This window comes from Streptomyces sp. NPDC001204, from assembly GCF_053598035.1.
In genome coordinates this window covers 327,039-338,394 of record NZ_JBSFJL010000006.1, presented here as the reverse complement: position 1 = coordinate 338,394, position 11,356 = coordinate 327,039, and the positions used below count along the sequence as shown (strand labels likewise).

Here is an 11,356-nt window from a genome sequence, read left to right as displayed (position 1 = left end):
AGCAGGAAGATCGGCCGTTTGTGCGCCGTGAACTGCCGCCAGGAGGTACGCCGTACGGCGGCGTAGAGCAGCGGCGGCAGCAGGGTGGGCAGGATCAGCGCGGGCGGGATGTCGACGTTCGGCACGAAGCCGAGCAGCGCGAGGACGATCCCGAGCAGCGTCATCAGGACCGGCGCGGGCAGCCCGAACCGGTCGCCGACCGGGACGCTGATCACGGCCCCCAGCAACACGACGAACAGCAGGGCCAACTGATCCACGCTCAGCGCTCCGGGACGTCGGACGTTCACACGACAGGCTTCAAGCCTGCCACGCCACCCCGCTCACCGGCCGCTTCGCGCCCGTGGACTACAGGGCGCGCCGCATCGCCCGGTGCGGGATGCCCGCGTCGGGGAACTCAGGTCCGTACGCCTCGTATCCCAGCCGCTCGTAGAAGCCGAGCGCATGGTTCTGCGCGTGCAGGTCCACCGCCGAGAGGCCACGCGCGCGTGCCGCGTCCTCGATGGCGCGCACCAGGGCCGCGCCGACACCCAGCCCGCGCGCGTCCCCGGTGACGGCGAGCCGCCCCAGGGAGCCGACCGCCGGGTCGCCGCCCGTCTTCGCGGCGGCCTCCGCGCCGTACAGCAGCCGCCCGGTGCCGAGCGGCACGCCGTCCTCGCGGACCGCGAGCACGTGCACCGCGAGGGCGTCGTACTCGTCGTACTCGATGTCCTGCGGAACGCCCTGCTCCACGACGAAGACCTCCTTGCGCACCGCGAAGCAGGCCTCGCGGTCGGCGGGGTCCTCGGCGACTCGCACCTCGTACGGCAGGCTCATGCGTACGTCTCCTCGCGGACCTGGTCCAGGGCCTCCCGAAGGTCCTCGGGGTAATCGCTGGCGAACTCCACCCACTGGCCGTCGCCGGGGTGCTCGAAGCCGAGCCGCACCGCGTGCAGCCACTGGCGGGTCAGCCTCAGCCGCTTGGCGAGGGTGGGGTCGGCCCCGTAGGTCAGGTCGCCGACGCAGGGGTGGCGGTGGGCGGCCATGTGGACGCGGATCTGGTGGGTGCGCCCGGTCTCCAGCTTGACGTCGAGCAGGGAGGCGGCGCGGAACGCCTCGATCAGGTCGTAGTGCGTGACGGAGGGCTTGCCGTCGGCGGTGACCGCCCACTTGTAGTCGTGGTTCGGGTGCCGGCCGATGGGCGCGTCGATGGTGCCGCTGGTCGGGTCGGGGTGGCCCTGGACCAGCGTGTGGTACCGCTTGTCGACCGTGCGCTCCTTGAACTGGCGCTTGAGCGACGTGTACGCGTACTCGGACTTGGCGACCACCATCAGACCCGAGGTGCCGACGTCGAGGCGGTGCACGATGCCCTGGCGCTCGGCGGCGCCGGAGGTGGAGATGCGGTAGCCGGCCGCCGCGAGGCCTCCGATCACGGTCGGGCCGGACCAGCCGGGGCTGGGGTGCGCGGCGACGCCGACCGGCTTGACGATCACGACCACGTCATCGTCGTCGTGCACGATCTCCATGCCCTCGACCGGCTCGGCGACCACCTGCACGGGCGCGGCTGCCTGCGGCATCTCGACCTCCAGCCAGGCACCGCCGCGCACCCGCTCGGACTTGCCGGCCACCGTGCCGTCGACCAGCACCTTGCCCGCGGCGGCCAGCTCCGCCGCCTTCGTACGGGAGAAGCCGAACATCCGGGAGATGGCGGCGTCGACGCGCTCGCCCTCCAGGCCTTCGGGCACGGGCAGGGTACGGATCTCGGGAAGCGTGCTCACCCGTCGAGTATGCCGGACCGGTCCGGCGGTCCCGTCCCGGGCTCAGTCCTTGTGGACGGTCCCGTCCGGGTCCAGGCCGCGGAAGGACAGCAGCACGATCAGGATTCCGCCGCACACGATCGCCGAGTCGGCGAGGTTGAACACGGCGAAGTGCTTGGGCGAGATGAAGTCGACGACCGCGCCCTCGAAGACGCCCGGCGCGCGGAAGAGCCGGTCGGTGAGGTTGCCCAGCGCACCGCCGAGCAGCAGGCCGAGCGCGATGGCCCAGGGCAGGCTGTAGAGCTTGCGCGCGAGGCGGGCGATCACCACGATCACGGCGGCCGCGATGACCGTGAAGATCACGGTGAAGGCCTCGCCGAAGCCGAAGGCGGCGCCCGCGTTGCGGATCGCCTCCAGTTGCAGCCAGTCGCCGATGAGCTGGATCGGCGGGCGGTGCTCCAGCTTGGCCACCACGAGCATCTTGCTGGCCAGATCGAGGGCGTAGGCGATGGCCGCGACCGTGAACAGCACGGCGATCCGGCGCCGGCCGCGGGGCCGCTCGGCGGCGGTTGCCCGTCCGTCCGCGCCGGCCGGCGACCCGCTCGTCCCGTCCGCGCCCGACGTCGTGCCGTCGGTGCCGGGGCCGCCGGCCGGGGCCTGTGCCCCTTCGGCGCCGGACGGGCCGCCCCGCCCGGCGTTCCCTCCGGGGCGCTGCCGCCCCGCTCCCGCCGCGTCCGGAGTGTCCGGCGTACCGATGATGCGCTCCGCCTCTGCCACGTGAGTCCCTTGACCTAGGTACCTGACTGAGGACGAGACTACGGCACGCCTCGCACCCGGTTCAGTACCGGCGTTCCTGCTTCTGCTTGCACGCCACGCACAGGGTGGCGCGCGGGAAGGCCTGCATGCGGGCCTTGCCGATGGGGTCGCCGCAGTTCTCGCACAGGCCGTAGGTGCCCGCGTCGAGCCGTTGCAGGGCGCGCTCGCTCTGGGTGAGCATCTCGCGCGCGTTGGCGGCCAGCGCCATCTCGTGCTCGCGCGTGATGTTCTTGCTGCCGGTGTCCGCCTCGTCGTCGCCCGCGCCGTCGCCGGAGTCCCGCATCAGGCCCGCGAGGGACTCCTCGGACGAGGTGATCTCGGTGCTCAGCCGCTCCATCTCGGACTCCAGCTCCGCGCGGGCCTCCGAGACCTCCTCCGGGGTCCAGGGATCCTCGCCCGGGCGGACCGGGAGGTCGCCCGGTTCCACCGCCGCGGCGATGCGCGCCTTGGGCACGGCGGTCTTCGCCGCCGCGGCCGTGCCAGGAGTCTTCTTCGCAACCACCGTCGTGGCTCCCGTCTGCTTCGCGGCCCGCGCCGCGCCCGCCTTCTTGGCCGTCCTCTTCCTGCCCCCACCCGCTCCGGAGACACCAGGAGCCGCCACGCGACCCGCACCGTCCCCATCCCCCTGCGCCGCCGTATCCGCCCCGCCGCCCCGGTCGGGGACCGTCCCCGCGGTCGCCCTCCTGGCTGCCTTCCTCCGTCCGTCCGCCCCCGCCGAGCCCGCGCCGGCACCCACCCCGCCACCAACGCCCCGCTCCCGCGCGTCCACCTCCCCGGCGGCCACGTCCCGGCCGGCGGCGACCCCCTTCCCGTGAGAGCCCTTTCCACCCGCTTTCCTCCCGGCAGCAACGGTGCTCCGACCACCCGTCCCCGCCCCGGCCGTCTCCCGCGCCGAGGGCTCATCGGCCCGCGACCCGCCACCGACACCCCGCTCCCGCGCTTCAACCTCCCCGGCGGCCACGTCCCGGCCGGCGGCGACCACCCTCCCGCGAGCGCCCTTCCCACCCGCCCTCTTCCGGGCTGCAGCCTTCTCGGCGGCAGCGTCGTGGGCACCCGCACTCCCGCCGCCGGGGTGCGCGCCCCCGACTCGCCCAGCAATCGTCTCCTCGGCGCCCGCCCCGGTACCCGCCCGGTCGGCGGAAGCCTTCTTCGCGGCCGTCCGACCGGCACGGGCGCCCTTGCCGGCGGCCTCCGCCGTCCCGAGGCCCTTGGCGGCCTTCTCCTCCACGTCCGGGGCATCGGCGGCGGACTGCTTCGCCGTGACCCGCTTGCTCGGGGACTTCTTCGCCGCGGCGCCCTTGGCGGCGGGCTCCCCGGCGGCGGGCCGCTTCTCCGACGCCGCCTCCGGCGGGGCCTCGCCCGCCACGGGCTTCTTCGCGGCCGCCCTCTTCGCCGTCGTCTTCCGCGCGCTCTTCGCGGGAGCCGCCTCTGCGGGTTCCGGAAGGGCCTCCGGCCTCTCCCCCACGGCCTCCGACGCGGTGGCCTTCCGCTCCTCGCCCGACCTCGCGGCAGCCGGTTCCTCCCCCGCCGGGCCGGTCCCGGCCGGCCGGGACCGGCCCGGCTTGGCCGTGTTCGCCCTGGTCGTCGGGCCCCTGCGCCCGCGTCCCGTCACCGGTCCGGCCTTGGCCGTCTGCTTCGGCGTGACCCTGTCCTTCATGGCCACCGCCTCCTTCGCGGCCGTGCCTGAGGCCCTGGCCGCCGCTCGGGTGGTCTTCCTGGCCGCGCCGCCGGCGGAATCGGGGACGGTGCCCCGGAACCTGCCGGGCGCCGACTGCTCGGCGGTCTTCTTCGCCACCATGGCCGCGGCCCCTTCACATATTGTGATCTTGCTCGCGAATCGTGCTGGGACGATAAATCGACTCGAGTCCCGCGGCAACGGGGCACGCCGCCCGATTCGCCCGCCTCGCGCGGATCGCGCGGCCGGCATGCATGCGTTGTGCCCAGCTCGCCGCCACGTAATCCGACCAGCCGCACGTCCTACGATCCGAACGGCACCGCCGCGCCATCCGGGTCAACCCCCGGTGCGGAAATCGGGTCGGCCCCGATCGCCGAGGCGCCGTACACTGGGCGGAGCGAAAAGCGTGGATGGGGACGAGTAGCGGCGTAAGCAGCCCAGAGCGACCCGGGGACGGTGTGAGCCCGGGGGCGAGCGCGACGTGAAGATCACCCCGGAGCCGCCGGAAGAACGCCCCAGCACGGAGCCAGGGGCCGGTAGAACCGGCATCGCGACCCCAATGAGGGGGCTCGTCGGAGCGTACGGCGCACCGGGGAGCCAAGGAGGGTGGTACCGCGGGAGCGCGCCGCACACGGCGTGGACAGCTCAAAGGCTCTCGTCCCTCCGACGGAAGGCAGCACATCCGCCGGAGGAAGCTCGTTGAATACGCAGCCGCAGTACCGCCAGGTGCCCGCGCAGGTCGACCTGCCCGCCCTCGAGCACACCGTGCTCGACTTCTGGCGCGAGCAGAAGATCTTCGCCAAGAGCCTGGAGCAGTCCGAGGGGCGCCCCGAATGGGTGTTCTATGAAGGCCCGCCCACCGCCAACGGCATGCCGGGCGCCCACCACATCGAGGCACGCGTCTTCAAGGACGTCTTCCCCCGCTTCCGCACCATGCGCGGCTACCACGTGGCCCGCAAGGCCGGCTGGGACTGCCACGGCCTCCCGGTGGAGCTGGCGGTCGAGAAGGAGCTCGGCTTCAGCGGCAAGAAGGACATCGAGGCGTACGGCATCGCCGAGTTCAACGACAAGTGCCGCGAGTCCGTGCTCCGCCACACGGACGCGTTCTCCGAGCTGACGACCCGCATGGGCTACTGGGTCGACCTCGACGAGGCGTACGTCACCATGGAGCCCGAGTACATCGAGTCCGTCTGGTGGTCGCTGAAGGAGATCTTCAACAAGGGCCTGCTGGTCCAGGACCACCGGGTCGCCCCCTGGTGTCCGCGCTGCGGCACGGGCCTGTCGGACCACGAGCTGGCCCAGGGCTACGAGACGGTCGTCGACCCCTCCGTCTACGTCCGCTTCCCGCTCACCTCCGGTCCGCTCGCCGGCCAGGCCTCGCTCCTGGTGTGGACGACGACCCCGTGGACGCTGGTGTCCAACACGGCGGTCGCCGCGCACCCCGACGTGACGTATGTGGTCGCGACGAACGGCGAGGAGAAGCTCGTCGTCGCCGAACCGCTCGTCGGCAAGGCGCTCGGCGAGGGCTGGGAGACCACGGGCGAGACCTTCACCGGCGCCGAGATGGAGCGCTGGACGTACCAACGCCCCTTCGAGCTCGTGGAGTTCACGGAGCCGGCGCACTACGTGGTCAACGCCGAGTACGTCACCACCGAGGACGGCACGGGTCTGGTCCACCAGTCCCCCGCCTTCGGTGAGGACGACCTGAAGGTCTGCCGGTCCTACGGCCTGCCGGTGGTCAACCCCGTCCGCCCGGACGGCACGTTCGAGGAGGACGTCCCGCTGGTCGGCGGCGTCTTCTTCAAGAAGGCGGACGAGAAGCTCACCGAGGACCTCGGCGACCGCGGCCTGCTCTTCAGGCACGTGCCGTACGAGCACAGCTACCCGCACTGCTGGCGCTGCCACACCGCGCTGCTGTACTACGCGCAGCCGTCCTGGTACATCCGCACCACCGCGATCAAGGACCGGCTGCTCGAGGAGAACGAGAAGACCAACTGGTTCCCGTCGAGCGTCAAGCACGGCCGGTACGGCGACTGGCTGAACAACAACATCGACTGGGCGCTGTCCCGCAACCGCTACTGGGGCACCCCGCTGCCCATCTGGCGCTGCGAGGACGGCCACCTCACCTGTGTCGGCTCCCGCGCGGAGCTGACCGGACTGACCGGCACCGACCAGTCGCAGCTCGACCCGCACCGCCCGTTCATCGACGAGGTCACCTTCCCGTGCCCGCAGTGCGAGAAGACGGCCACGCGCGTGCCCGAGGTCATCGACGCCTGGTACGACTCGGGTTCGATGCCGTTCGCGCAGTGGGGCTACCCGTACAAGAACAAGGAGCTGTTCGAGAGCCGGTACCCGGCGCAGTTCATCTCCGAGGCGATCGACCAGACCCGCGGCTGGTTCTACACGCTGATGGCGGTCGGCACCCTGGTCTTCGACAAGTCGTCGTACGAGAACGTCGTGTGCCTCGGTCACATCCTCGCCGAGGACGGCCGGAAGATGTCCAAGCACCTGGGCAACATCCTCCAGCCGATCCCGCTCATGGACCAGCACGGCGCGGACGCGGTGCGCTGGTTCATGGCGGCCGGCGGCTCGCCGTGGGCGGCCCGCCGGGTGGGCCACGGCACCATCCAGGAGGTCGTCCGCAAGACGCTGCTGACCTACTGGAACACGGTCGCCTTCCAGGCCCTGTACGCCCGTACGTCCGCCTGGGCGCCCACCGCGGCCGACCCGGCCCCGGCCGACCGCCCGCTGCTCGACCGCTGGCTGCTCAGTGAGCTGCACGCGCTGACCGACCAGGTCACGCAGGCCCTGGAGGCATACGACACCCAGCGCGCCGGCAAGCTGCTGTCGGCGTTCGTCGACGACCTGTCGAACTGGTACGTCCGCCGCTCGCGCCGCCGGTTCTGGCAGGGCGACAAGGCCGCGCTGCGCACGCTGCACGAGGTGCTGGAAACGGTGACCAGGCTGATGGCGCCGATCACCCCGTTCATCACCGAGCGGGTCTGGCAGGACCTGGTCGTGCCGGTGACCCCGGGCGCCCCGGAGTCGGTGCACCTGGCCACCTGGCCGGAGGCGGACCTGCCGGCGATCGACCCGGAGCTGTCGAAGCAGATGGTGCTGGTGCGCCGCCTGGTGGAGCTGGGCCGTGCCACGCGCGCGGAGTCGGGCGTCAAGACCCGCCAGCCGCTGTCCCGGGCGCTGGTCGCGGCGGCCGGCTTCGAGTCCCTGGACCGGGAGCTGCACACGCAGATCACGGAAGAGCTGAACGTATCCTCCCTGGCGTCGCTCAGCGAGGTCGGCGGGTCCCTGGTGGACACCACCGCCAAGGCCAACTTCCGTGCGCTGGGCAAGCGGTTCGGCAAGCGGGTGCAGGACGTCGCCAAGGCCATCGCGGGCGCGGACGCGGCGGCGCTGTCGCTGGCGCTGCGCGAGGGCACGGCGTCGGTGGAGGTCGACGGCGAGACGGTGACGCTCGCGCCGGACGAGGTCATCATCACCGAGACCCCGCGCGAGGGCTGGTCGGTGGCGTCCGACTCCGGCGCCACGGTCGCCCTGGACCTGGAGATCACGGAGGAACTGCGCCGTGCGGGCCTGGCCCGGGACGCGATCCGGCTGATCCAGGAGGCCCGCAAGAACAGCGGCCTCGACGTGGCCGACCGGATCGCGCTGCGCTGGACCGCGACGGACCCGGCGACCATCGCCGCCCTGAGCGAGCACGCGTCGCTGATCGCCGAGGAGGTCCTGGCGACGGACTTCGCCCAGGGCGAGGCGGACACCGCCTACGGCGACGCCTTCACCGACGAGGGCCTGTCCCTGGTCTTCCGCCTCCGCAAGGCATGACCCAGCGGGGGACGACGCCCGAGGGCGCCCGTCCCCCGTCCCGGCGGGGAGCCCGCCCGGCCACAAGCCGGCGGGCTCCCCGCACCAGTCGACGGGACAGCGGGCGCGCGGCCCCGGCATACGAGAACGGCCCCGGAGGGATGTCCCTCCGGGGCCGTTCTCTCAGGCTGCCGACGCCTAGTCACCAGAACCCTTCAGGGTTCCCTCAGTTGTCGTCCTCGTCGATCAGGAAGCCCCGCATGGGCGAGGGTGCCTGACCCATCGGGGCCGGACCCTGCGGACGCACCGGGGCCATCGGCTGGGTCATCGCCGGGGCCATCTGCTGCTGACCGCCGTAGGACGGACCGGACGGGCCGGGCGCACCGCCCATCGGCTGGCCGCCGCCGTACGACGGGGCGCTCGCGCCGGCCGGGGCCATGGAGGGCGCCGGGGACGGCGGGAGGGACGGGGCCGCAGGCGTGCGCGGCGGGGCGAGGGAGTCGTCGGCCTGGGTCTCCAGCTGACGCAGCTGCGACTCCAGGTACGACTTCAGGCGCGTGCGGTACTCGCGCTCGAAGCCGCGCAGGTCCTCGACCTTGCGCTCCAGCGTGGCGCGGGCGGACTCCAGGGAGCCCATCGCGACGCGGTGCTTCTCCTGCGCGTCCCGCTCCAGGGCGTCGGCCTTGGCACGGGCGTCACGCTCCAGACCCTCGGCACGCGAACGCGCCTCGCCGACGATCTTGTTGGCCTCGGACCGGGCCTCGGCGATCGCCTGGTCGGCGGTCTGCTGGGCCAGCGACAGGACGCGCGCGGCGCTGTCGCCACCGGGACCCTGACCCATCGGACCGGGGCCGCCCATGGGACCGGGACCCTGACCCATCGGACCGGGACCCTGACCCATCGGACCGGGGCCGCCGCCCATCGGGCCGGGACCCATCTGGCCCTGCATCTGACCCTGCATCGGACCCTGGCCCATCGGACCCTGACCCATCGGACCTTGGCCCATCGGTCCAGGACCCATCTGGCCGGGGCCGGGGCCCTGGGGGCCCTGGCCGCCCGGGCCGGCGGGCAGCTGCGGAGCACCGCTGGGCAGCTGGGGCGGGCCACCCATGGGGCCGCCCATCTGCTGCTGCGGCGGGCCCGATATCCCGGCGGGCACCGGAGCGCCCGGCCCTCGCATGCCCTGCTGCTGAGGATGCGGTGGTTGCTGGTCCTCCGGAGGCTTGCGCATGTTCTGCTGGTTCTGGGCAGCAGCGCGCGTGGCCGCGGCCAGTTTGGCGCGCAGGTCCTCGTTCTCACGGAGCAGTCGGGTCAGCTCGGCTTCGACCTCGTCGAGGAAGGCATCGACCTCGTCCTCGTCATAGCCTTCTCGGAGGCGGACGGTCGTGAACTGCTTGTTCCGCACGTCCTCGGGGGTCAACGGCATCTCTTCACCTCAACGTAGTCATCGGCAGTCGGCAAGACCGTATCGTCCACAGTCACCTCGCGAGGTTCCCCACGACGGAGATCAGGATGTAGACGATGATCATCAGTACGAAGAAGGACAGGTCGAGCGCCACGCCCCCGAGACGCAGCGGCGGGATGAACCGCCGCAGAAGCTTCAGCGGTGGATCGGTGACAGTGTAGGTGGCCTCCAGAACGACCACCATCGCCTTGCCGGGTTGCCATGAGCGGGCGAACTGGAACACATAGTCCATGACCAGCCGAAAGATCAGCACGATGAGGAACACCATCAGCGCGATGTAAAGAACCTCCATGGCCACACGCATGATCGGTGCTTCCCTCTCCCCTGTTCCGTGCCAGTTCTACGGTGGTGCGTCTCAGCTCTGGTTGAAGAACCCGCCCTCTGCGATGCGGGCCTTGTCCTCCGCCGTGACATCGACGTTAGCAGGCGACAACAGGAACACCTTCTGCGTCACCCGCTCGATACTGCCGTGAAGACCAAACACCAAACCGGCAGCAAAGTCGACAAGTCGCTTCGCGTCTGTGTCATCCATCTCAGTCAGATTCATGATCACCGGGGTGCCCTCACGGAAGTGTTCCCCGATGGTACGGGCCTCGTTGTAGGTCCGGGGGTGAAGTGTGGTGATCCGGTACGGCTCTCGTTCCGACACGACCTTGGGCATGATCACCGGTGCGTTCTTCTCCAGGCTTGCACGGTCTTGTGTGATGGACGCCACGGGCGCGATGCGCGCCGGGCGCCCGGATTCCGCCGGGAGCGAAGCGGAATGCGACACCGGTTCGCGGGGCGCCGAAGGCTGCACCACTCGCACCGGTTCATCCCTTTGGGGCTGATGCGCCCCATGCGACTGGTGCGGTGGGTCGTGCCGTCGGCGGTCCCGCTCGGGTTCCGGGTCCAGCTCGGGTTCGAAGTCGTCATCGGGGTCGAATCCCCGGCCGTCGTACCCATCGTCCTCCACGAGGCCGAGGTAGACCGCCATCTTGCGCATCGCGCCGGCCATGCTCTGAGTCCTCCGCTCTGTGGTGGATCCGCTGACGACCGCCAAGTGCCCGCGATCCACGAGGTCGTTGCGCCCCGTTGGGCGATATTGACCATATTTTCTGCTGTGGTCCGACTTCTTGGCGACGTTACCCGAGCCTGGGGCGGACTCCGAGTACCGCGCTTCCGACGCGCACATGTGTCGCACCGGCGGCCACGGCCTGCTCGAGGTCCCCACTCATCCCTGCCGAGACCATGGTGGCAGCCGGATGAGCCGAGCGCAGGTCGGTCGACAAATCCATGAGGCGCTCGAACGCGGCCTGTTGCCGGCCGGCGTATTCCCCGGTCAGCGGGGCGACGGTCATCAGCCCGTCGAGCCGCAGCGCTTCGGAGCGGGCGACGAGGTCGGCCAACTCTTCGATTCCGCCGGGCCCGACGCCTCCCCGCTCCCCGCGACCGCTCTCCCCCGCGTCCAGCGCCACCTGGAGGAGACAGCCGACCTCGCGCTCCGCCCGCACGGCCTCCCTGGAGAGCGCGGTGACGAGCCGGGAGCGGTCGATCGACTGTACGACATCGGCGTAACTGACCACGGATCGCACTTTATTGGTCTGAAGTTGACCAACAAAATGCCACGTCAGGGGCAAATCCGCACACTCGGCGGCCTTGGGCGCCGCCTCCTGGTCCCGGTTCTCGGCGGTGTGGCGCACACCGAGTTCCGACAGGATCCGCACATCCGAGGCCGGGTACGTCTTGGTGACCACGATGAGGGTCACCTCTTCCCGCGCCCGGCCCGCGGCCGCGCACGCGGCGGCGATACGCCGCTCCACCTTCGCCAGGTTCGCGGCGAGTTCGTTCCTACGGTCCGTCATGCCC

At 71.5% G+C, this 11,356-nt stretch carries 9 protein-coding genes and 1 pseudogene; 1 reads left to right on the top strand and 9 read right to left on the bottom strand.

Going from position 1 to position 11,356, the window contains the following annotated elements; genetic code table 11:
- The 5 genes and pseudogenes from ACWC91_RS11855 to ACWC91_RS11835 all read right to left on the bottom strand — a co-directional run.
- Positions 1–257 (bottom strand): annotated as a pseudogene (locus ACWC91_RS11855) (Na+/H+ antiporter); the annotation flags it as partial.
- An 88-nt stretch (positions 258–345) separates the two neighbouring features.
- Complete coding sequence (locus tag ACWC91_RS11850) at positions 346–813, bottom strand: GNAT family N-acetyltransferase (RefSeq protein WP_281155110.1); 468 nt, start codon at positions 811–813, stop codon at positions 346–348.
- A complete protein-coding gene (locus ACWC91_RS11845; protein ID WP_281155111.1) occupies positions 810–1,754 on the bottom strand; it encodes an RluA family pseudouridine synthase in 945 nt (314 codons plus the stop codon). The genes ACWC91_RS11850 and ACWC91_RS11845 overlap by 4 nt, the downstream gene beginning before the upstream one ends.
- 42 nt (positions 1,755–1,796) lie before the next feature.
- Entirely contained in the window at positions 1,797–2,510 is a 714-nt protein-coding gene (gene lspA, locus ACWC91_RS11840) for a signal peptidase II (RefSeq protein WP_225074274.1), read from the bottom strand.
- Positions 2,511–2,571: 61 nt separating this feature from the next.
- The gene (locus ACWC91_RS11835; RefSeq protein ID WP_450644930.1) at positions 2,572–3,777 is read right to left on the bottom strand and encodes a TraR/DksA C4-type zinc finger protein; all 1,206 of its coding nucleotides are present in this window, start codon (positions 3,775–3,777) and stop codon (positions 2,572–2,574) included.
- Between the two features lie 1,146 nt (positions 3,778–4,923).
- Between ACWC91_RS11835 and ileS the strand changes: the two genes are divergently transcribed.
- On the top strand, positions 4,924–8,064 hold the full coding sequence (gene ileS, locus ACWC91_RS11830) for an isoleucine--tRNA ligase (protein WP_225074275.1): 3,141 nt from the start codon (positions 4,924–4,926) through the stop codon (positions 8,062–8,064).
- A 205-nt stretch (positions 8,065–8,269) separates the two neighbouring features.
- On the opposite strand, the gene ACWC91_RS11825 is transcribed toward ileS, so the two are convergent.
- The 4 genes from ACWC91_RS11825 to ACWC91_RS11810 all read right to left on the bottom strand — a co-directional run bounded on the left by ACWC91_RS11825 (position 8,270) and on the right by ACWC91_RS11810 (position 11,352).
- On the bottom strand, positions 8,270–9,469 hold the full coding sequence (locus ACWC91_RS11825) for a DivIVA domain-containing protein (RefSeq protein WP_225074276.1): 1,200 nt from the start codon (positions 9,467–9,469) through the stop codon (positions 8,270–8,272).
- A 52-nt stretch (positions 9,470–9,521) separates the two neighbouring features.
- The gene (locus ACWC91_RS11820; protein ID WP_141361753.1) at positions 9,522–9,812 is read right to left on the bottom strand and encodes a YggT family protein; all 291 of its coding nucleotides are present in this window, start codon (positions 9,810–9,812) and stop codon (positions 9,522–9,524) included.
- Positions 9,813–9,863: 51 nt separating this feature from the next.
- Positions 9,864–10,505, bottom strand: a complete 642-nt coding sequence (locus tag ACWC91_RS11815) for a cell division protein SepF (RefSeq protein ID WP_225074277.1) — start codon at positions 10,503–10,505, stop codon at positions 9,864–9,866.
- 127 nt (positions 10,506–10,632) lie between these two features.
- The gene (locus ACWC91_RS11810; RefSeq protein ID WP_225074278.1) at positions 10,633–11,352 is read right to left on the bottom strand and encodes a YggS family pyridoxal phosphate-dependent enzyme; all 720 of its coding nucleotides are present in this window, start codon (positions 11,350–11,352) and stop codon (positions 10,633–10,635) included.
- Between the last annotated feature and the right edge of the window lie 4 nt (positions 11,353–11,356).

Bases quoted from the DNA above. Each gene is read 5' to 3' on its own strand.
- ACWC91_RS11850 (WP_281155110.1), bottom strand. From the start codon at position 813: ATGAGCCTGCCGTACGAGGTGCGAGTCGCCGAGGACCCCGCCGACCGC.
- ACWC91_RS11825 (WP_225074276.1), bottom strand. From the start codon at position 9,469: ATGCCGTTGACCCCCGAGGACGTGCGGAACAAGCAGTTCACGACCGTC.
- ACWC91_RS11820 (WP_141361753.1), bottom strand. From the start codon at position 9,812: ATGCGTGTGGCCATGGAGGTTCTTTACATCGCGCTGATGGTGTTCCTC.
- ACWC91_RS11815 (WP_225074277.1), bottom strand. From the start codon at position 10,505: ATGGCCGGCGCGATGCGCAAGATGGCGGTCTACCTCGGCCTCGTGGAG.
- ACWC91_RS11810 (WP_225074278.1), bottom strand. From the start codon at position 11,352: ATGACGGACCGTAGGAACGAACTCGCCGCGAACCTGGCGAAGGTGGAG.